This is a genomic window from Bacillus cereus group sp. N6, from assembly GCF_016483705.1.
Lineage (GTDB): Bacteria > Bacillota > Bacilli > Bacillales > Bacillaceae_G > Bacillus_A > Bacillus_A wiedmannii.
In genome coordinates, this window is sequence record NZ_JAEHBI010000036.1 from 1 (window position 1) to 22,098 (window position 22,098).

The following is a 22,098-nucleotide window of genomic DNA, read 5'->3' on the forward strand; positions in this document are numbered from 1 at the left end:
TAAGACACCTCGAACTTGTTTATTTGTTTTTAGTATAAACTCTCTGTTCGGTGTGTCTATCATTTAGACTAGCATCATTATACCCTCGGAAAAGTACCATATAAAATGTTTTTATTGGATAACCGTCACCTTAAAGGACCGGCAGAGAAATGGGTTAAAGCAAAAAGACCATTACTAAGTATAGGGGCACGACTCTTACCGAACCAATTGGCATACTTTGATAAGTCATTGCTTGAGCAATTTGATATTATTTTTCACATTCGAAAAACAAGTCCATCTCATATTAAATAAAGTGAAACTTTAATCAGTGGGGATTTTCTTCATCCCCCACTGATTATTAGTTGAACCAATCGGACTTTTATGGGCAGTTGATCCCCCACCTAAATTCTTTGCTTTTGCTGCATTTTCAGGTGGGGGTCTTACTGCCCATTAAAGCGGGATTGTTTTATGGAGATTAATATAAGCATCTTTTTTAACCAGAAGTAGGTTACTCTCCCCTTTTTAGCATCATTTAGAAATGTCATATGACACTTTTACACTAGTGAGAATGACAAAAAAAGCAGTACAATTCGGTTATTACATAGATAGGAGCGATGAACTTTATGAAATCAAGATTCATCCAGAATGGTTATTTTTTATTGCTAACTTTCGTTACAGGATTGTTTTATTTTTGTTTTTATCTAATAGCACCGCTATTCAGTTTCACCCTTTCATTTACGGTAATTGGGATTCCACTAGTTATACGTGTACTACAGACTACTACACCTTTTATCCAATTCGAGCGCATACAGACGAAAATTTATACAGATATTTCAACAGACTCTTATGATAAAAGTATAACAATAGATACATCGAACTGGACTCAGGTGAAATTAGTGCTTACTGATCGTCGCACTTGGTCTGCTGTCTATTGGTTAATGCAGAAATTTGCGATTGGCATTTTTAGTCTCATTAGTGCAACCATTTTTTATGTAATGCCACTCATGTTCCTGTTAGCACCACTACTGTATCGCTACATTGAAATGAATATCATATTCATACAGATAGATACGTTTGCCAAGTCACTCTTTGTAATGTTTATGGGTATAGTATTTACCGCCATAAGTATTAAAATAGTAGATTGTTTAACAAAGAAAATTGGGGGCTATACACGTAGCATGATCCGGCAACTAAATCAATAGAAGTTTGCCTTCTGTAAGAGAATTGCAGTGTAAAATTAAAAAGTATAACAATGTATGAAGGATTAATTTATAATATAGGAAGTAAAAAGGTAGGCTACTTAGGGGGTAAATGACTTGTTAGATATGGTTAAGTATTGGTTTTGGTACGATTGGATTATGTTAGGAGTCCGTATACTTGTTAGTGTCTCTATCGCCATAACCACATTAGATTTTCAGGATAGTTTAACATTGCCAATTTGGATTATTATTCTTTGGGAAATTATTGCCTTCTCTGTTCCATGGGTAGCCTTACTATTCAATTATAAATATTATTTGTTCACAGAAATACTGCTATATGGTGGACTGTGTATATATTTAACTTCTTTATTTCCGGGAGCTAACGTTACATTTCTTATATCGGTTTTTCTGATTGCTGCGAATAGTCAGCATTTGTCCTATTATTGGACAGCTCCAACAACAGTTTTTATAACAACTGGAATTTTCTATGCGGTTGCGCCAAGTAATAGCTATTGGATTATGGTTACCAACTATGGACTTGCTTATGTAATGGGCTTCGCTTTCCATTTATTAATCGTCAATCATAAGCAAAATGAAGCGATTCGTAAACAAAACGCGGTACTTGAGCAATATATGTCTCAGATTGAACGCATTACACTGGCAGAAGAACGGAACAGACTGTCGAGTGAGCTTCATGATACAGTTGGTCACGCTTATACTTCTATTATTATGGGGATGGAAACATTGCGTACCGAACTTGCTACTGAAATGGGTATCAGAGGCTAGATTCTCTGCTTGAAATGGGACGGAAAAGCATCGAGGACGTGAGAGGTTACCTACATCAAATGGATTCTCCGTGTCAATCGCCTTCCTTAATTCAATCTCTACAAAATCTTGGAGCCGAATTTCAGGAGCACGCTCAAGTAAATGTAAGTTTTAGGATATTCGGAGAGGAATATGAATTGTCTCGGCAAGCGAAGATAGCATTCATTCGTTGCTTACAAGAGTCCCTTACGAATGCAGTACGTCATGGACAGGGAACTGAAATTATAGTTTCATTGCAGTTTGAACAACAATATACGAGATTAGAAGTTCAAGATAATGGAAAAGGAAATGTAGAATGGCAGGAAGGCTTCGGTATGAATGCGATGAAAGAACGGGCAATGAACTTGCAAGGTCAATTGTCTGTATATACAAAGCCAGAGGAAGGAATGCTTGTTACATGTACCATACCACGACAAACTGAAATAAAAGATGGACTTATTCGTTTATTAATTGTAGACGATCAGCCATTTGTTCGAGAAAGTTTGAGGACACTACTCGATAGATATGAAGATTTAAATGTAGTCGGTTTGGCTGAGGATGGCAATCAAGCCATCGATTTGTGTGGGCGCCTTCAACCCCATGTTATACTTATGGATTTAGATATGCAGCACATGGATGGAGTCGAAGCAACCAAAAAGATTAAGCAACAATGGACACATATCCGCGTATTGATCTTTACAACGTTTCAGGATACCGAACAGGCGTTAGAATCGCTTCGCAACGGTGCGGATGGTTTCTTACTTAAATCTATTGAAACGTTGGAGCTAGCTAATACGATACGTCTTATTCACAAAGGTGGGACACTAATTGATCAGGGAATGTCTCACAAAATATTTGAGAAGTTTGATGTGCAAAAAGAGACACCACAATCAAAAGCAACCGCTTATGAGCTAACAGCTAGGGAGATAGAAATATTGCAGCTAGTAGCAAAAGGCCTTCGATACACTACCATAGCATCAAGGTTATATTTATCGAGTGGTACGGTCAGAAATTATGCTTCCACAGCTTATACAAAGCTAGGAGTCCGTAACAAAGAAGAAGCTGTTCAAAAGGCTCTAGAAATTGGAATTATTGAATAACAAAATGTTTCGCGGTGTATAAAAATGAGCAACTGTAACAGAGTAAATAAGGCCCGTTATCGTATAAGTAAATGTTAAAACACTTACTGTTTTGTCATAACAAAATTATTGAATCTTATCCTATAAAATAGCCTACTATCCACTTAACTGATAGTAGGCTTTTAAAATCATTTAAGAACTGGGTTATATTCTAATTTATAATTTTTAATCAGTGGAAATATTATCACTTCGGCTCTAAAGTTAACACTTTCCCCTCTATCCCCTCCGTATTCAATGTAGTCGTATGATACGTTCCATTTACCCAATCATCTATTTGATCATGGTACCAATCGCTTCTAAAATGTCCCGATTGTCCCGGTCCTACAATATGATAACCGTTTGACATATCTTTTGTATCAATAACAAATCTCCAAGAAGCTCCGTGATTTACAATACCATTTTCTCCGTAACTCGCTGCTTGAACGGTAACTTGGCTTCCGCCGATTGGAATTGGTTTTTCACGATTAAATGCAAGTAGTGCTAGCATACTAGATGATTTTGAAATTGGATGTGTGAACGCCAGTTGATGGTAATCGCCCCACTTCCACTCCGCAACATCAGGGCCATATTCCTTCTGCAGTTTCTTCATTACATTTTCGTACGATGTATGCACAACTTTTGTGAAGCCTCCGTACTTCGTAAACCAAGCGCCGTTTTCTCCCGCTACTTCTTTTCGAATCAATTCATCAACAACTTGTGACTTCCCTTCAAATAACTCCATCACATCTTTCGGTATTTCTTTTGAAAATAACGTATTCGAAATCTCTTTCATTAACAAATGGAATATTAATGGTGCCGCTTCATCTTTACTATCGTAAAAATTCCACTTTGTTAATTGTTTTACGCCTTCTTTCTCTACTTCATTTAAAGATGCTTTATTTAACTCTTTTAAAAATATAAGGGCAAATTCTTTCCCGTATAAATTTTTTTGATCCATCTGTAACTCTTCTAAATCTTTCACCGTATACTTTTCTTTCTCTTGTAAAAATTCTTGAATACGCATTTGCCTATATGGCTGTGCCCACGTATTACTAATATGGTACGGATAATTATCATCCACAATTTTATTATTCGCAGTTGAAATAAACCCTTGTTTTGGATTTATTACTTTTGGAAGTTGATCATATGGGATATACCCTTCCCATTCATATTCATCTGTCCACCCTGGCACTGGCAAACTTCCATCACCTTTTTTACGCACTGGTATATTTCCATTCGCTTTATACGCAATTGTGCCGTCATTTGATGCAAATACAAAGTTTTGAGTTGGTGTATGAAAATCTTGAAGTGCCGTTTCAAACTCATTCCAATCTTTCGCTTTATTCATATTTAATACAGCCTTTAATTCAGCAGAAGGCTCCAAAGCAGTCCATTTCAAAGCGAATACTGTTCTTGTTTTCTCTTTTACTTTATCCGCAAACTCTGAAATAACTGGACCATGCCTCGTAACCGTCACATTATACGGAATTGTTTTCCCGCCTTTTACTTTAATAGATTCATCAACAACTGTAGCTTTTTCCCACTTATCGTTATACAAAAATTCATTTTCATTATTAGGATTTCGCTTCTCAATATATAAATCTTGCACATCAGGACCTGTATTCGTAACGCCCCATGCTATTTTGTCATTGTGACCTAATATAACACCCGGTACTCCAGCGAAAATAACACCACTCACATGTAAATCTTTCATTTCGAGTTGCGATTGATACCAAATTGAAGGCGTCGCAAGAGATAAATGAGGATCATCCGCTAAGATTGGCTTACCAGACGCACTTTTCTCACCGCTTATGACCCAATTATTACTACCATTAAACTCTGGCGGAATAATCGTTTTTGCAAAACTTTGTGCTACGTCCACATTTGTATTTTTCAGTTCAGCTAACAATCTAGGCGCATCTTTCGGATATGTAGGAAATAGCTCATTTGCTTGCTCTTTCGGCAAATTTTTCAGCGCCCAATATCGAAACGCCTGTCCGTGCCAATGTCCACCTAAATCAAACGCCATATACTTTCCAATCGTTAACGTATCAACAATAGACCATTCAGCAGGCTCATAGCCTAATATAGTAAACTCAACTGGCGATTTCTTTTCTTCTTTTGCCTCACGTATAAAAGCGTTCACTCCATCAGCAAATGACTGCAAGGCATATTTCGCTTCCCCGTCATATTGACTAACAGACGCTTCGGCTGCTCGCCGTAAACCGAGCGTTCGAAACAACTTATCTCGATCAACAGCTGCTTCCCCTACAACTTCACTCAACATCCCAGAAGCTTGCCTTCTACTTAAATCCATTTGAAACAAACGATCTTGCGCTTGTACATACCCTTGCGAAAAATATAAATCATGTACATTTTCCGCTTTAATATGAGGTACCCCTTTACTATCTCGCTTTACTTGAACAGCATGTTGTAAATCCTCTAGCTTTATCGTCCCATCTATCTTTGGCACAGAACTAAGCGTATATATGTTCAAAAAAATCACTGTACAAATAACTACCAAAAGAACGATACTACTAGACCAAATAAAAATTTTCTTCCCTCTAGTTCGTTTCTTCTTTATGACGACTTCCATATAACCCCTCCTTTCTCAAACTATTCGCTTCTATTTTGAAAGAACCTTTTTGAATAGGAAAAATCCATCTTTTCTTATGCTATGGATCATGTAAACAGACTTCTCCTTCCTTTCTTCCACTGAAATCTCCCCGCCCTTTCTTACACCAATTCCTCAAAATCCCCTTCACATAAGCAAACGTTCGCTTATTCTGTTCAAACGCAACTTTAAGTGCCTTTAGTACTGTCTCTCCTGAAAGTCTTTGTATCCAATTCTTCAATTCCTTCACGATATATGGGGATAGACTACTTATATTTTGTTCGTAAAACTTATAAACTTCACTATGCGGAGTATCCGTTTCTATATCTTCCTCCTCAACAACTTCTTGTAAACTACTATTAACCTCTTCCTCTGGCATACCAAAATGCTGCAATAACAATGGAATCTTCCATTCTTCTTCCAAACATTTACGTAAAAACATATGTATGAACTCTTTATTTTTTACAGTCTTTAACTCACGTAACACACACTTCTCTACATTTGTATTTAAAATAGGGTTATAGTGTAGCCAATTTAGTATGTATAACTCTTTCGTTTCCGCATCGTATAAACTCTTTCCGTATTCAACAAATCTATTTAACAGCTTCTCAACAGTTTCCATACTGTAGCCTGTTTCCAGTTCTGACACACGCTTCGGTAATACGTAAATTCCACATTGCTTCGTTTTCGTACCAGTTAACAAATATATATATAAATAACGCTCCTCTGGCGTTAAATCTAATATGAATTCATCTTGCCAAAAGTTCACCTGCACATTACGGTACACCGCCATATATTTCCCTCCTCCTTTTATTCATAAAAAGGCAGAATTCACCCCTTCAATATACATATAGGAATGAGGGCTTTGTTTTTGCATTTGAATTCCAAATTTTTTTAACTACTACAACGCCGGTTTTATTTTTTCGCGCTTTTTTGTTCTTGTAGTTGTTTTTGTTTTGTTTTTTCTTAGTGATTTATTACTTGGTAGGTGCTTATGAGGGGCTTGGAAGGGGCTTCATAGGGGCTAAAATAAAAAGGAGCTGTTCCAAATTTTCATTTTGGATAGCTCCTTTAACATCCTTATTACTTTTTCTTGCATCAGTACAAACTTTTACATACCATTTTTATTTTTGCATAGAGTCTAACATCTTCACTAAAAAAGCAGCTGCCTCGCCACGAGTTGTTGTACCTTTAGGATTAAACTCATTATTTCCAACACCAGTAACTACCTTTAAGCTGTATAATCGTTGAACAGGCTGTTTATATGTGATCAAATGTTTATCCCTAAATGGTAATGCGACTAATTCACCTGTAACACCTTTATACTGTAATGCGTTGTCAATCATGATAGATGCTTCTTCACGAGTAATTGGCGCATTTGGGTCAAAAATCCCTCCGCCACGACCGCTAATAATTCCTGCACTTGCACTACGTTTAATACCGTCATGAAGTGATGAATGCGCTTCGTTAATATCTACAAATGACTTATTTCCTTCTGGTAGTTTAAGAGCATTTGAGATTAATGTCGCAAACTCAGCTCTCGTTACATTACGATAAGGCGCAAATACACCATTTCCTTCTCCATTCATAATACCTAGACTGTGTAGTTTACGAATATGTCCCTCAAACCATCCACCTGTAATATCATCTTTTGGCTTCTGTACTTCTTCTTTTGGTACATTGTAGTTAATTTTAATCCAACTTGGATTATAGAAAATCCACTCTCCATTTCCTATTTTATACCAACCATTTTTAACTGCTAACACTTTGTAACGATCTCCGTTTGAAGCTTTACGAACAATATGATGCTCAAGTCCTACGCCACTACGTACGTTTATACCGTCACCATTCACTACAAGCTCCATATTAGGTTCAGCTGGATTATATTCATTTGAATCAAATAGCTCATCTCTTTCTTGTAAAGGCGAGTCAATTTGCGCATTAACATTTGCATACCATTGAATACCTTGTACGAAGCCAGTCCAATTCCCACGAGAAATTAAAATATCAGGACAGTTTTTTCCGCTCCATTGTTGATGCCTGTAAATGTGATCCGCACTAATACCTTCTTTGTTCATTAAATAACCTGCAAGTCGTTTTGCATTCTCTAACGCTTTATTGTAATCTCCATCTTGGTTAACTGAAATTTCGATACCAATAGACTCTCTATTTCCTGAGCCATCGCCATCTCCTGCATGCCATCCATTTTCATTTGTTGGTAAGTGCTGATAAATTTGTTTGTCGTCTACAGTAAAATGCCATGAAGCTGTTCGGAACGTACCTTCCGTTGCTTGTTTATACAAATATTTCGCATGATTTTCAGCATTCGCACCACGGGCTGTGTTTGCAGTCTCATGAATTGTAATGTAGCGTGCTTTCATCGGATTAGCAGGGCGAATATCAGGGTTTCCTGCTGGAACAATCCACTCTACAAATGGAGTACCTGCAAGTGTTCCATATTTCTTTGTAGTCATCGATGCACTATACTGAATGGCTCTTGGCTTTTCAACCGGCTTCATTTCACGAGTAGAGCCATCATTTTTACCGTCTACATGTTCAAATGCCTTTTCAATGTTTGAAATAGCTTCATCTTCTGCTACTTGACCTTTTTTAGCTTCCTTCATTTTATTTAGTTCTTCTGTTTCATCATGTTTATGCTTATATTCTTCTAGAAGAATTTTCTCATTCTCTGATACTTCCGCTTCGTTAATTTGCATGTGATCTGGAGTTTCTAGATTGAAATTCGAATAACTTAATCCGCTCGTTCCACGTTCCCCTTGTGCGATACGAAGTTGATCCGTTTGAAGGTTTTTGCTCTCTTCTGCTGATATCGCTAAAGGTGCACTCCCTAACATTACTAAACTTGTTGATAGTGCAACTACTCTTTTTTTAATTATCTTTTTCATTGCTGTAATCGATACCCTACACTGTTCGTGTAAGTATCTCAACCTCCCTTTATTTTCTCATTAGTGAAAGACTATGAATCTACTATGTATAAAAATATGTTTATTTCGCCTTTTTATAAACACTTCATTTTACCCCCAGCAGGTGAATGATAGTTTCTATAAACTCCCTTAACAGACATTATTTTATAACCAATTGCAATTGCCGTCAAAAACACTTATCCCCTTACACACTACTACTTCTCAAAAAATAGATTAGGATACCTTTTACTGATTTTCTTCACCAAGAAGGACCTTTACGTTTTTTCATAAATACTATGTATCTATTAATTAGATCCTGATTTAATGTAATTTCCCTATTTGAAAATACTAAGCTTTTCAATTTTTCGTTATAATATAGTTGTCATCTTTTTACATTGAAAGGAGTTTTTATATGAAAGAAATTGCTCATATTTTACTCACTAATATTGATACATTAAATGAAGAAGACCAAAAAATTGTAAAGAAACTAGTTAATAAGTTAAAATCTTTTGCTCATGCACCACTAAATAAAAATCACTGCTTACGTATGAAACCTTTTATTGAATCTGAAGGAATAACTAGACTCGTTGCCAATACAGTACACTCTTACCAATTAGATTTAATGCCAAACAATCAATTTGCTATGTATGATGTTATTGGCTATTACTACAGCATAGCATTATTAACATGTTGTGTAGTATTTGAAAAAGGTGATTTCAAACACATCTACTCTGTATTAGAAAATGAAGTGACAAAAGAAAACGAAAAGAATGTTCTAGTATCAGAGCGTGGCGGGGAAAATTACTACGTTATGGCACGCATACTTAAATTTTTCAAGAAAGATGCTAAAGACATAGAAAGTTTATTTTCACAATTAATTATTCTAGATTAATTAATTGTGAAATATCACTACATACGAAACAAGGAGGATGAGTATGAGTATGCTACGAATAGAAAATATGGAAGATGATGAAGTTTTCCAATTTCTAGCTGGCACTTTCCATCAAGATACTTTCTACGAAGAAGCACTTAAAGAATTATTAGAAGAGGCACACAAGGAATATTTACAAGACTCTATTGCTTTTCTATCTAAATTTCTAAAAAATGATTATAGCATTGAAGAAAAACAAGCGTACATTCGATATTCAGCAGATGGGATATATTTTGAAGGGCTAGAAATCACACCGGTAGAATGGCTTGAAAACATAGTTGAAATATTAAAACAAACCATACAAGTTTATTAGATTATACATTAAAGGGGATGACCTAATTGTTAAATACGATCGTTTATGATAAAGCGAAGTACCATTATCAAGGTGATTTCCCTGAGGACTTACCAATTGATCAAGCTTTTGTACATACTGGTATGTTTTTAGGATGGATACTTGAACATAATTTATTTAGTGAAGAATTTGAAGAAGAGTCTCAAGACGAAATTAATCAGTTTAAACTTAAACAAATGACTGGCACAGAAATTTATATGAACTGGGATGGCGTTTTAGCAGACGACATGTTAAATGATGAGGGCAACCAATTCGCAAAGTACTACTTTAACCATGACGAGGACTGGAAATATATAAATGATTACAGTGATGTTTTTATAGACGAAGGCGAAACTCTCTACCATGTGCAAGATACTTGGGAAAACTATTTCAAATTAAAAAACGTTATTGATAATAGCTATAATTTTTGGAAAGACAACTTACAAAATAAATAATTATAATAAGTCGATTTCTTATTTTAATAAGGAATCGACTTTCTTAATATCTAATTTGCTGATTAACACCTCACCCAAAGATCATTTTACTAACGATACTATTATCGATATCGAATTTTCTATAACGGAACGTTCTGGACGTGATTTCATTAACACTGTTAATCCAATTAAGGACGTGACTAATGTTTGCGCTAATGCTTTAGCGTTCAAATCACTTTGCAGTTCACCTGATCGTATTCCCTTCGTAATTAATTCTTGAAAAATAACTGCAAGATACATTTGATGTTCTCTAGTCAGTACTTCAAATTTTTCATTATGAGAAGCAAGTTCAACCATTGTGTTAATACAAAAACAACCTTTACTGAACTCTTTTTTATATTCCTCTTCCACCATATTTTCAAAAAACGTCCGAATTGCTCCTTTTACAGATTGTTCGTTTTGAAGTTTTGTTCGTATATTAGCCGCATGTAAATTTGTGTATCTCCTTAATGCCGCTTCAAATAAACCCTCTTTATCACCAAAGGCTGAATATAAACTCGGCTTTTGTATTTCCATTTTTGCAGTTAAATCGCTTAATGAAGTAGCTGCGTATCCCTTCTCCCAAAAAAGTTGCATAGCAGCATCCAAAGCTTTTTCTTCATCAAATTCGCGTAGTCGTGCCATTTAAAACCATATCCTTTCTATATCTAGTTATTAAGATTACACATCGTCATTTATGTACCAATCAGTATGTTATATATCGTATTAGATTATAAACGACATGTCAAAAAAATTATAATTAACTCAAAATAAACTTGACATATATGTTTCTTCAAGATTATATTTTACTTACAAATAACATACCGTTCGGTACATTATTTGTAAGTAATGCAAAAAGGAGCTGTTTTTATGAATAGTAAAGAAAAAATGATGCCCATTCTAAAACATACTCACACTCAGATACATTCACCTGTTCATGCAACCATGTCTCGCTATATGACTCTATTATTCGCAATCGCTTGTGGGATGGCTGTAGCAAATATATACTTCGCTCATCCACTACTTGATTCTTTATCAAATGAATTTAAGATGAGTCATTCCACTATCGGTATTGTAATTACTATTACTCAAGTTTGTTATGCACTCGGTTTACTTTTATTAGTTCCACTTGGTGATTTATTAAACCAAAAGAAAATAATAATTCTCCAAATGCTTTTATCTGTTTTCGCTTTAATTATAATCGGGTGCGCTTCCTCAAGCACCGTACTTTTTATAGGTATGGCCTTAGTAGGTATTCTTGCAACGGTTACGCAAACACTCGTCGCATATGCATCAATTTTAGCTAATCCAGCAGAACGTGGACGCATAGTAGGTTTCGTTACAAGTGGCGTTGTAATAGGTATTCTCCTTGCTCGTACATTTGCAGGCACATTAACAGATTTAGCTGGATGGCGATCCGTTTATCTCACCTCCGCTATTCTTTTACTCTTCGTAACTGTTTTGTTACACCGGAACTTACCAACTCTTGAACTAAAAAAAGTGACAACTATGTCTTACCGAAAATTAATACACTCTGTTCTCTTATTATTTGTAGAAGAACGACTTTTACGCGTTCGCGGAATACTAGCATTTCTCATTTTTACTTCATTCAGTATTTTATGGACTTCTTTAGTATTACCTCTAAGTGCTACACCACATAATCTATCTCATACAGCTATTGGCGCATTCGGCCTTGCTGGAGTTGCAGGTGCATTAGCTGCTACTAAAGCTGGACAATTAGCTGATAAAGGATTCGGACAAAGAACAACTGGCATAGCCTTATCATTATTAGTACTTTCATGGCTCCTAATTAAATCTATTAACCATTCTCTATTATTACTAATTTTCGGAATTATCCTTTTAGATTTAGCGGTGCAAGCTGTACATGTCACCAATCAAAGTATGCTTTTCACAGTGCGTCCTGAAGCGAGAAGTCGACTCACTGCCAGTTACATGATTTTTTACTCTATCGGTAGTGCAACAGGTGCAATTCTTTCAACAAATACGTATGCAAAATATGGTTGGGATGGAGTATGCATATTAGGTGTATCTGTTAGTGCTTGTGCTCTTTTATTTTGGATAATAACCTTACGGCGATCATAACAGCTAAAAGAAGAATAATTCATTTATGTTTCATACGTGTTTTTCTACAAGACTATAGAATAGCATTTACTTTTTAACACAAATCAACGGCATTTTCATATAAAAAATGCCGTTGATTCTAAATTTTCACATATGCGATTCATCATTTTATAATAATAAATCCTATACTAGCGAAGTACATCTATTACAAATTCCCTTTAACGTTTTCGACAATCTCGTTTATCGTATTCCGATCAAACTTATCACTAATTTCGTATGGCTCACGATCTCCTACTAATTGTACGCCTACAATATCATTGCGGTCTTTACCATATTGCACTTCAATAATAGACCCACGCTCTATTTGTTTCCAAACGAGACCTGCTTCATCTTTATTATCTAAAATAATACAATCCTCAATATTTTCATCAATTCCAATTAACTTATTGTCATCCATATATCCAACCTCGTATTGTTGACGCTCTTTCGCTTTGCCGCTTACTACTATACCTTTGCTTCCATACGAGTAATCCGTATAATCCTTTTTCTCCGATTGTACCGCTTTCGGCTCTTTTGCTTCAGTTTTTTCAGTATTTCCACAACCCGCAATCATACCAATTGGCATAATTGCAGTTAATACTACTCTAGTAAATTTCTTTATCACTTATAACCAACCTCACATGTTTAACTTTAAATTCCATTTATCCCCTTTCCAAATAATAACATGATAATACCGAGAAAGAGCCAAAGATAAAATATTATTTTCATCCCAACAATCTATGTAAAAAGCTATACTTCTGTATTTCCTTCCCGTCTACTTTCATATAGTACCCTTACAATTATAGATAGCTAGAATTTCAAAATCAATAACTGAATTATCGATAAATTACAGAAAGTAGACATCCTACTCACATAAGATTTAAAATTAGGAAGTATGGAAGACATGATAAAAAATTTAAACTAGATGATCGCAATTAAAATGATTTTTATATGAAGGAAGGAAGTGCACAGCTATGGATTTAAAAACAGTTATGCAAGAGCTTGAATCCCTCGGTAAGGAAAGAACGAAAAAAATATACATATCTAACGGTGCGCACGAGCCAGTTTTCGGCGTAGCTACAGGCGCTATGAAACCAATCGCTAAAAAAATAAAATTAAACCAAGAGTTAGCTGAAGAACTGTATGCGACAGGCAACTACGATGCTATGTATTTTGCAGGCATTATTGCAGACCCGAAAGCTATGAGTGAGTCTGATTTTGATCGCTGGATAGACGGAGCATATTTTTATATGTTGTCCGATTATGTGGTGGCAGTAACTTTATCAGAATCAAATATTGCACAAGATGTTGCTGATAAATGGATTGCAAGTGGAGACGAGCTACGAATGTCAGCGGGCTGGAGTTGCTACTGCTGGCTTTTAGGAAATCGCAAAGACAATGAGTTTTCTGAAAGCAAAATTTCCACTATGCTTGAAATGGTAAAAAATACGATCCATGATTCACCAGAACGAACAAAATCCGCTATGAATAATTTTCTAAACACTGTAGCAATTTCATATGTGCCACTACACGAAAAGGCAGTCGAGATTGCAAAAGAAGTTGGTATAGTTGAAGTAAAACGTGATAATAAAAAAAGCAGTTTGCTAAATGCTTCCGAAAGTATTCAGAAAGAACTTGATAGAGGCAGACTTGGTTTCAAACGTAAGTATGTAAGATGTTAAAAAAGAAAAAGGTGGTATCAATCTTTCTTGATTGATACCACCTTTTTCTTTGACTACTGAACTCTCTTCTTAGAAAACATTCATTTACCTCTGGACAACTTATATGTTAGAAACTTCTTCTTTTAATTTATAAACCCTATCTCTTTTCTCATCGCTTTTGACAAAAATAAGCTTTCCTTCTTTAACAAAATCTTCTAATACTAAGCATACTTGTCCATATGCTTTCGGCTTATTCGTTGTGAATCTTTCATCTGATATTTTGCCGGATCGTATTAATTGTTCACATAGCTCAAGTGTACTTATTTCTTCAGAATCCACTAATTCCAATATATCTTTTTGCAATGGCGATAAAGGTACTGGTATATCAGCTACCTCCACCTTTTCTGGTTTGTTTTCTTCTTCAAATAAATCTTCAAATGAAATTTGATTCATTACTTCTTTTCCTTTCTAACGATTGATTTGTATAACATGAACTGAATTCTATAGCGTAGTTATTATTATGTAGTACTTACCTTATTACGTAAATGTCAAACTCATGTACATCGTTTCATATAGTATGTTTCGATTATACCAAATATACGTTCTGTTTTCTATTACAGATTGGAAAGCAGAATGTTTTACTGTATATACCATTATTAAATAGAGCTGAATATCCATTATCCAAATATTATATTTTCAGTTATATTATCAAAATTTATCCATATTGCGGAAATAAATGACCAATAATTATAATTTATATGTTATAATCACGATGCATGCATTTAGTTATATTAAATGTGTAATACGTATATTTAATAAAGTTAAATTAAACTGGGGAGGCTTGCGCAAATGGGCAAGAAAACAAGCAAAGCTAAAAAATTTTTCGGTTTCATAATCACTGCAGCATTAGCAACTACAACGATGGTAGGTACAGTAAATGCAGAAACAACTACGAAAACAAACGGTAATGAAAATAGCTATAAGGTAGCTAGCAATGCGAACGTTGTATTTACAGATGTACCAAAGGACCACTGGTCAAAAGATGCTATCGATTACTTAGCGTCAGCAGGAATTTATAAAGGATACGGAAATGGGAAATTTGGTTTTGGGGACAATGTTACTAGAGGACAGGTAGCTTCTTTAGTCAATCGACATTTAGGTTTAATAGCAGATGATAAACAGGCGAATATGTTTAGGGACATTACAAATCATATGTTTGAAAAGGATATTAAAGCCATTGCGCAAGCTGGAATTATGAAAGGTGATGGATCAGGTACATTTCGTCCAGATGATGTATTAACTCGATATGAAATGGCAGTAGTGTTACAAAAAGCATTTCATTTAGAATCAAAAGGACAAGGGAGCTTTAAAGATGTACCAAAAGGTCATTGGGCCTATGAATCTGTAAATGCAGTGCGTAGTAACCGTATAGCACAAGGTGACGAATCAGGTAATTTTAATGGCAACATGATTGTGAAGCGTGAGCAATATGCACAATTTTTCTATAATGCAATAGCAAAGAACCGATCTTATAATTTCAACATCAATACAAAAGAAGAAATGAAACAAATGTTAACAACAGCTTTACAGAATGGGACGTTTGGTCCATTTAAATTAGATGCACTAGGTAAAGATATATCTGAAGTGAAAAAAGAATTTGGAGCGCCTGATGTTTGGAAGCAAGCATCATGTACAGAATGTGATGCACCTAATATAGCGGTATACGGCGATTATAATATTGACATGTACCCTTCGGACGCTAGATATATTTCAGTGAAAATGGATATCACTATTAATGAATTAAAAGAGTGGTTTGGTGAGCCAGATGGAATCGGAGAGGATATGACTAGTGAAGGCTTTATATATAATCGAGGAAGCTATTCTCTTTATTTCAGCTTCTCTGATGGTTATATTCAACGCGCTGAAATATCTAAAAATAAATTCAATTAATAAGTTACAAGCAATATAAAATATATAAAGCATAAAAAATCCTTCAAGAACGTGCTTTTTCTTGAGGGATTTTATTTGTCTCTATCTATTTAATATAATCCAAAACTATATAACTCCTACTGTTTAAACTTTATTTTTCTTGATGCTCCGCATCCCATTCACTTAAATACGTTGCATATTCTAATTCATCTGGATCATCATGTAACATAGAAATAAACTCTAATTTATTTCCATCACAATCTAGAAAATATACACTTGCAGCTGGCATCCACCTTTGGACAATTGGTTCTCGATTTCCTTTCCCTTGACTCCCTACTACCTCTATTCCACGCTTCTCTAGCCATAATTTAGAAATCTTTAAAAACTCTAAATCTACACGAAAAGCGAAGTGTTTCGTCTCAAACTCTTCATTCGTATGTACTTCCCATAATCCGAGCATTTGCTCTTTATTTTCGCCTATCCAAAAGAACGCAACTCGTCTTTTGATAGTTTTTTTGCTACTGTTAAGCCTAACTTATTTTGATAGAAATCTATCGCCTTTTCTAAATTTCTTACATGTAAATGAGTTTCATATATGCTTTGTATCATTATATATTTCCCTCTCCTCTACATTCTGATTTTTAAAATATATTTTGTTTTTATCATACAAATATTTATATTTTTAAGCATCCTACTTTTGTATAATTGTTCTGTCCTACAAATGTATAGGTATCCATCTTTAACTAATGCCTCAACGCCGGAATTCAATACAATGGAACTAGTGAGCTTTTATGAAAAATTGGCTCTCACCTACTTTTCTCCCATTAGAAGCTTTGCTGCCCACAAATAGCAGGATAAAAATTCTATTTACATTCGTAAATTTTTATAATGTAATAAAATTAACATCTTAATAATAGAGGAGGAGCCATTCTGGATAAAACAAAAGTTATGGCTTATTTTAGTGCAACGGGTAATATATTCCCTGTTGAAGCAATTACCGACGCCCTAAGTATCGAGCCTACAAGAACTTATAAAAAAGGTGATGTTGTTGCAAAACGTGATAATCCGAATCTTGTATCCACCAAAACCCTATATAGAAAAGAAACTAATTGGACTTTCAGCACCGGCTATCAAGAATCATACGATATAAATAATCAGTTGCAAGTTATTCTAAAATCCCTTGAAGGAAAAACAGAGCAATTAAAACATCTCAAGAAGAAGTATAGTTTAGAGTTTCTTTTTATGGTAGTAATGCAAGTGGAGAATAACGAATCACCCGCGATGTATTTACAAAAAAACATTATTGATTTTGTTAGTTCCATTCAAGCAGAAATTCATTTTGATCTATATATTTGTTAAAAATAAAAACGCTATTGATATTGGAATCAATAGCGTTTTCTTATGTGACTTTATGTTTTATCTTGTTTGTACCCAAAAGCAAATTCTTTTTATATAACGTATTACTTCAATTTCCCCTCAAAGACAATCTTTCTACCGCACGGTTCTACTTCTGTTTTGCCGTTTTTCTTCACTTCATGAAAGATTGGTTCTTCCATACGACGAGACGGTGCATAGCCTTCTTGTTCCATACGTGCTAAGCAGTCTGTAATTGTTTCGTTTTCGAGTACTTCAAATTTCTTTTTATTAGGTTGTTTTGTCATGCCCTAACCTACTTTCTATTTTTCTTGATGCGAATTGATTCTTCATGTAGACCATATATACCATTGCGAGAATTCCCATTATAATCATAACCGCAATAAAAAAGCTTGTATACTGTATTTTTTCTATAAATACGCCTCCTAATACAGGTCCCATAATACTTCCTAAACTAAAGGCGATTCCAGATAATATATTACCTGCTGGTAGTAAATGTCTCGGTAATAAATCTGTCATAAATCCAAGACCTAGTGAGAAGCATGATCCAATGACCATACCCGCTAACAGCATACAGGCAAAGACGATCCAGTAATAGTGATCAAATACTGCTGCAAGTAGGAAAATGCCCGTACTTACGCTGAACGTCCACGTTAAAATACGATCTCTTCCGTATTTATCACTTAATATACCGAGTGGAATTTGTGTAATAATGCCCCCAACTGCGAACGCTGGTAATAAGAAGGATACATCTGATACAGACCATCCTTTACGAAGCGCGTATACTGGTAAGTTACTATTTAACATTGCTTCTAGTACGCCATATGCAAGTGGTCCTAGTAATGCAATCCAACCTAATCCAACAACTTGTTTATAACGAGAAAATGATGATTCACTCTTCACTTCTCTTTCATCTTGCGCCGGGAATGCATTTTTCGTTGGAAGTAATAATAGCCAACCTATTAAGCAAAGTATAGTAGATATAATAAATGGCGTTGCAAGACCGTACTGCACAGTGTTTGCTAAATACGGACCAACGGCAAAACCAATTCCGAAGAATACACCGTATATCGATACTTGTCTCCCTATTTTACTCGGGTCTGATGTTGTCGTAATCCATGTTTGTGTTCCGACATGAAGCATATGATCTCCGACTCCAACTAGAAATCTAAGAATAAACCATACCCAAAATGAAAAAGTTTGTGTAAAAAAGAATAATGAAATAATAACGAGAAACCCACCAATAACGATAATTGGCTTCATTCCAAACTTTTGCATCGGTTTTTCAAGAAACGGTGAAATAACTAATATCCCAATGTATAATGCCGTCGCATGAATACCGTTAATACTTGAACTTACCCCTTCTTGTTCAAAAATCATTGCAATGGCCGGTAAAAGCATCCCTTGTGACAAACCCGAGATTGCTACAATTCCAACCATAATCCAAAAAGTAAAACGCATCGACATCCTTTTCCCTCTCCTTCTCACGCTTTCCACTTTTCATTATAAACTGTTTCTCCAAATGCGTGTACGAATATTATGAATAAAAAAGAAGCTAAAAGAATGAATCTTTTAGCTTCTTATCCTTCCCATACTTGCGCTTTCACATTGTTATGGAATTGCTTGAAATACGGATGTTTATAAAAAGCAGTTTCATACACGTATTGCTGTGCATGAGCAATTGGTGGCTGCGGGTATTGCATTTGTAAAGGAACTACAGCTGATGAAACTTGCATATACATCGGAGCTATCATTATTTTTGTATATAAGTGATGATTATATGGCGAATGCGCAATTAAGAACGGATGATGCATGGATAATCTCCCCTTTTACCTACAATGTTATAGTATATGCAATACTTATCATTTCGGGGATTATTTCTCTTCTAACCAATCCTCTACATGTTTTATAAATACATCTAAACAATCAATAAACGGCGAATGACCGCAATCCTCTAACACTTTCAACTCTGCATTCGGCAAATGTTTTGCTAATTCCTCACCGACTACTTGCGGTACGACATAATCTCTGTCACCTTGTATGACGAGTGTTGGAGCTTTAATATGATGAATTTGCTTATTTCCCTCTACAACCCCGTTATGTTCATCCGAAATATTAAATGTAATGAGCGCATAATTTACATCCACGAAATTACGTTGCGTTAACATATCGTCTAAATACTTTTCGTAACGATCCGGTTCCGGTTGATTATGTGTATATATTAATAGATTCCATACTGTACGGTAATATAATTTATTCATATTTTTTATCGCATCTAGCACTGGAGCAATTTGTACGGGATCTTGCGCGATTTCTTCTTTCGTCTTTACTAAACTTGATACGATCGGTTGCCCGTTTATATCTTTTTTAAAAATTGGATATCCCTTCATGCCTACTGATTCTACTAAAATTAACTTTTCAACAAAAGTTGGATGATTCGCTGTAAATTGCATCGCAACACCACCACCCATTGACCAGCCCATTAATGAAAATTTCTCTAGTTTTAATTGATCAATAAATAGTTTTACATCTCTTGCAAAGTCTTGTAATGAATCTATCGATTGATTATATGTTGATTGTCCAAATCCTCTTAAATCAAGAGCGTAAATATGGTATCGGTCTTGCAGCTTTTCAATTACTAAATCCCAATGTTGTGACGATGTCATGTTTCCGTGAATGAGTACAAGAATTTCTGCATTTTGCCTTCCAACTTCCTGATACGCAATCGTTTCTCCGTTCGATAGTGAAGCAAACTCCATTGTTGCAGGCTTAATCATCACAAGTTCCCCCATTCTTTTTAATAGAAAGAAAATTCTTTACTTACTTAAAGAATAGCATGCAGAATATACGTTCGCAACATAAAACCTATACGAAATTTTTACATAAATCAACATGTCTATTACTAGACAATTATAATGAAAAAGTATATAGTTAGCTAGGTAACTAATTTGAAAGGATCAAAATACATGGACGAAAAACAACATTTTTTTCACATTGTCAGCCAGACTTCTCGAAAATTCACAAAGAAATTTAATGAACGCGTATCTCCAACTGGGCTATTCAGTGCGCAATGGGCTGTTATTTTCCGCATTAATCAAACCGGTTCTTGTACGCAAACAGAATTGTGCCAGTACTTAAATGTTGAATCACCAACGATGACTCGTACGTTAACACGTATGGAAACGATGGGCTGGATTATTCGTACAGAAGGAAAAGATCGTCGTGAGAAGCTCATTTCTTTATCAGAGACAGCGATAAAAATGATTCCGGTATGGCAAGAAGAAGTTGATACTTTCGAAGAAAAAACACTAGAAGATATTAACGAAGATGATTTACATCAAGCATTTGAAGTGTTACAACAAATTATTAAAAATTTAGATTAAATTGGAGGGATGACGATGCAAAGTGAGAAACTTTGGACGAAGGATTTCCTCGGAACTTGTTTTAGTAGTCTATTTCTCTTCTTAACATTTTACATGCTTATGACTACTCTGCCTGTCTATGTAATAGACGGCCTAAAAGGAAAACCTGAGGAAATTGGTTTAGTTGCAACTGTTTTTCTTATTTCATCTGTTTTATGTAGACCATTTACAGGTAAATGGCTCGATGATTTAGGAAGAAAGAAAATATTATTTATTTCACTTTCATTATTTTTAGCTGCTACTGTTATGTATTTCGGTGCGCAAAGTTTATTTTTATTACTTGCCCTTCGCTTCTTACATGGTATTGGGTTCGGTATGGCAACGACAGCAACTGGTACGATTGTCACAGATGTGGCGCCAGCTCATAGACGAGGCGAAGCACTTGCCTATTTCGGCGTATTCATGAGTCTGCCGATGGTAATTGGTCCTTTTTTAGGTTTAACAATTATTTCTCATTTTTCATTTACTGTACTATTTATCGTTTGTTCCGTATTTTCATTGCTTGCATTTTTATTAGGACTACTTGTAAATATTCCACATGAAGCACCAGTGAACAAACAAAAACGAGAAAAAATGAAATGGAAGGACTTAATTGAACCATCCTCTATTCCGATCGCTCTGACAGGATTTGTTTTAGCCTTTTCTTATAGTGGCATTTTATCCTTTATTCCTATTTATGCAAAAGAGATCGGTTTAGGAGAAGTTGCTAGTTACTTCTTTATTGTATACGCACTTGTTGTTGTAATTTCTCGTCCATTTACAGGAAAGATTTTTGATCGCTTCGGTGAAAATGTACTTGTTTACCCTGCTATCATTATTTTCACAATTGGAATGTTTATTTTAAGCCAAGCACAAACTTCATTTTGGTTCCTTGGCGCAGGTATGCTAATCGGTTTAGGCTATGGGACATTAATTCCTAGCTTCCAAACGATTGCGATTTCTGCCGCTCCAAACCACCGACGTGGTTCTGCGACAGCTACTTACTTCTCATTCTTTGATAGTGGTATTGGCTTTGGTTCTTTCATTTTAGGTATCGTCGCAGCGAAATCCAGTTACCATAATATGTATTTTATCGCAGCTATTATCGTTGCCTTCACTTTACTTCTATATTATGGATTACACGGACGAAAACAAAAATTCAAGAAACAGCATACAGATGGAAAAGTTTCCGCTTAACATGAATAAGGAAAGTAAACTTCCCCGTTTACTTTCCTTATT

At 35.2% G+C, this 22,098-nt stretch carries 20 protein-coding genes and 3 pseudogenes; 12 read left to right on the top strand and 11 right to left on the bottom strand.

The window, feature by feature from the left end; translation table 11 throughout:
* Positions 1–75 precede the first annotated feature (75 nt).
* From JDS99_RS21495 to JDS99_RS21505, 3 genes and pseudogenes are all read left to right on the top strand, one after another.
* Positions 76–291: pseudogene (locus tag JDS99_RS21495) on the top strand (erythromycin esterase family protein); the annotation flags it as partial.
* Between the two features lie 311 nt (positions 292–602).
* The gene (locus JDS99_RS21500; RefSeq protein WP_199695679.1) at positions 603–1,181 is read left to right on the top strand and encodes a sensor domain-containing protein; all 579 of its coding nucleotides are present in this window, start codon (positions 603–605) and stop codon (positions 1,179–1,181) included.
* 114 nt (positions 1,182–1,295) lie between these two features.
* A pseudogene (locus JDS99_RS21505) lies at positions 1,296–3,082 on the top strand (response regulator).
* A 223-nt stretch (positions 3,083–3,305) separates the two neighbouring features.
* Here the strand turns inward: JDS99_RS21505 and JDS99_RS21510 are convergent.
* The 3 genes from JDS99_RS21510 to JDS99_RS21520 all read right to left on the bottom strand — a co-directional run bounded on the left by JDS99_RS21510 (position 3,306) and on the right by JDS99_RS21520 (position 8,620).
* Complete coding sequence (locus JDS99_RS21510; RefSeq protein WP_088609321.1) at positions 3,306–5,696, bottom strand: penicillin acylase family protein; 2,391 nt, start codon at positions 5,694–5,696, stop codon at positions 3,306–3,308.
* Positions 5,697–5,775: 79 nt separating this feature from the next.
* Positions 5,776–6,507: a DnaD domain-containing protein gene (locus JDS99_RS21515; protein ID WP_199695680.1), complete on the bottom strand. Its 732-nt coding sequence runs from the start codon at positions 6,505–6,507 to the stop codon at positions 5,776–5,778.
* A 331-nt stretch (positions 6,508–6,838) separates the two neighbouring features.
* Positions 6,839–8,620 carry an S-layer homology domain-containing protein gene (locus JDS99_RS21520; protein WP_199695681.1) on the bottom strand — a complete coding sequence of 594 codons (1,782 nt, stop codon included), beginning with the start codon at positions 8,618–8,620 and terminating at the stop codon, positions 6,839–6,841.
* Positions 8,621–9,050: 430 nt separating this feature from the next.
* Here JDS99_RS21520 and JDS99_RS21525 point away from each other — a divergent pair, with 430 nt between their 5' ends.
* The 3 genes from JDS99_RS21525 to JDS99_RS21535 are packed head-to-tail and all read left to right on the top strand — an operon-like array spanning position 9,051 to position 10,355.
* Entirely contained in the window at positions 9,051–9,530 is a 480-nt protein-coding gene (locus tag JDS99_RS21525) for a hypothetical protein (RefSeq protein ID WP_098201153.1), read from the top strand.
* Positions 9,531–9,579: 49 nt separating this feature from the next.
* On the top strand, positions 9,580–9,882 hold the full coding sequence (locus JDS99_RS21530) for a contact-dependent growth inhibition system immunity protein (protein WP_199695709.1): 303 nt from the start codon (positions 9,580–9,582) through the stop codon (positions 9,880–9,882).
* 26 nt (positions 9,883–9,908) lie between these two features.
* Positions 9,909–10,355 (top strand): DUF7832 domain-containing protein, encoded by a 447-nt coding sequence (locus JDS99_RS21535; protein ID WP_063220963.1) that lies wholly within the window; start codon positions 9,909–9,911, stop codon positions 10,353–10,355.
* A gap of 81 nt (positions 10,356–10,436) precedes the next feature.
* Here the strand turns inward: JDS99_RS21535 and JDS99_RS21540 are convergent, their stop codons facing one another.
* The gene (locus tag JDS99_RS21540; protein WP_199695682.1) at positions 10,437–11,018 is read right to left on the bottom strand and encodes a TetR/AcrR family transcriptional regulator; all 582 of its coding nucleotides are present in this window, start codon (positions 11,016–11,018) and stop codon (positions 10,437–10,439) included.
* A gap of 225 nt (positions 11,019–11,243) precedes the next feature.
* On the opposite strand from JDS99_RS21540, the gene JDS99_RS21545 reads away from it, so the two are divergent.
* A complete protein-coding gene (locus tag JDS99_RS21545) occupies positions 11,244–12,476 on the top strand; it encodes an MFS transporter (protein ID WP_098201155.1) in 1,233 nt (410 codons plus the stop codon).
* 184 nt (positions 12,477–12,660) lie between these two features.
* On the opposite strand, the gene JDS99_RS21550 is transcribed toward JDS99_RS21545, so the two are convergent.
* Positions 12,661–13,119, bottom strand: coding sequence for a hypothetical protein (locus JDS99_RS21550; protein WP_088609319.1), 459 nt, complete (start codon positions 13,117–13,119; stop codon positions 12,661–12,663).
* Between the two features lie 349 nt (positions 13,120–13,468).
* Between JDS99_RS21550 and JDS99_RS21555 the strand changes: the two genes are divergently transcribed.
* Positions 13,469–14,176: a DNA alkylation repair protein gene (locus tag JDS99_RS21555; protein WP_088064009.1), complete on the top strand. Its 708-nt coding sequence runs from the start codon at positions 13,469–13,471 to the stop codon at positions 14,174–14,176.
* 99 nt (positions 14,177–14,275) lie between these two features.
* Here the strand turns inward: JDS99_RS21555 and JDS99_RS21560 are convergent, their stop codons facing one another.
* Positions 14,276–14,608: a DUF3895 domain-containing protein gene (locus tag JDS99_RS21560; protein ID WP_087984191.1), complete on the bottom strand. Its 333-nt coding sequence runs from the start codon at positions 14,606–14,608 to the stop codon at positions 14,276–14,278.
* 396 nt (positions 14,609–15,004) lie between these two features.
* Between JDS99_RS21560 and JDS99_RS21565 the strand changes: the two genes are divergently transcribed.
* The gene (locus tag JDS99_RS21565; RefSeq protein WP_199695683.1) at positions 15,005–16,105 is read left to right on the top strand and encodes an S-layer homology domain-containing protein; all 1,101 of its coding nucleotides are present in this window, start codon (positions 15,005–15,007) and stop codon (positions 16,103–16,105) included.
* Positions 16,106–16,235: 130 nt separating this feature from the next.
* On the opposite strand, the pseudogene JDS99_RS21570 reads toward JDS99_RS21565, so the two are convergent.
* Positions 16,236–16,693: pseudogene (locus JDS99_RS21570) on the bottom strand (VOC family protein).
* Between the two features lie 339 nt (positions 16,694–17,032).
* On the opposite strand from JDS99_RS21570, the gene JDS99_RS21575 reads away from it, so the two are divergent.
* A complete protein-coding gene (locus JDS99_RS21575; RefSeq protein ID WP_088064011.1) occupies positions 17,033–17,443 on the top strand; it encodes a DUF4279 domain-containing protein in 411 nt (136 codons plus the stop codon).
* A gap of 101 nt (positions 17,444–17,544) precedes the next feature.
* Here the strand turns inward: JDS99_RS21575 and JDS99_RS21580 are convergent, their stop codons facing one another.
* From JDS99_RS21580 to phaZ, 4 genes are all read right to left on the bottom strand, one after another.
* Positions 17,545–17,745 carry an NETI motif-containing protein gene (locus tag JDS99_RS21580; RefSeq protein ID WP_000166305.1) on the bottom strand — a complete coding sequence of 67 codons (201 nt, stop codon included), beginning with the start codon at positions 17,743–17,745 and terminating at the stop codon, positions 17,545–17,547.
* Positions 17,729–18,925, bottom strand: a complete 1,197-nt coding sequence (locus tag JDS99_RS21585; RefSeq protein WP_199695684.1) for an MFS transporter — start codon at positions 18,923–18,925, stop codon at positions 17,729–17,731. The genes JDS99_RS21580 and JDS99_RS21585 overlap by 17 nt, the downstream gene beginning before the upstream one ends.
* 113 nt (positions 18,926–19,038) lie before the next feature.
* A complete protein-coding gene (locus JDS99_RS21590) occupies positions 19,039–19,272 on the bottom strand; it encodes a hypothetical protein (RefSeq protein WP_199695685.1) in 234 nt (77 codons plus the stop codon).
* Positions 19,273–19,332: 60 nt separating this feature from the next.
* Entirely contained in the window at positions 19,333–20,250 is a 918-nt protein-coding gene (phaZ, locus tag JDS99_RS21595) for an intracellular short-chain-length polyhydroxyalkanoate depolymerase (RefSeq protein ID WP_199695686.1), read from the bottom strand.
* A gap of 174 nt (positions 20,251–20,424) precedes the next feature.
* Here phaZ and JDS99_RS21600 point away from each other — a divergent pair, with 174 nt between their 5' ends.
* Positions 20,425–20,841 carry a MarR family winged helix-turn-helix transcriptional regulator gene (locus tag JDS99_RS21600; RefSeq protein WP_046954781.1) on the top strand — a complete coding sequence of 139 codons (417 nt, stop codon included), beginning with the start codon at positions 20,425–20,427 and terminating at the stop codon, positions 20,839–20,841.
* A 15-nt stretch (positions 20,842–20,856) separates the two neighbouring features.
* On the top strand, positions 20,857–22,056 hold the full coding sequence (locus JDS99_RS21605) for an MFS transporter (RefSeq protein WP_087984184.1): 1,200 nt from the start codon (positions 20,857–20,859) through the stop codon (positions 22,054–22,056).
* Positions 22,057–22,098 lie beyond the last annotated feature (42 nt).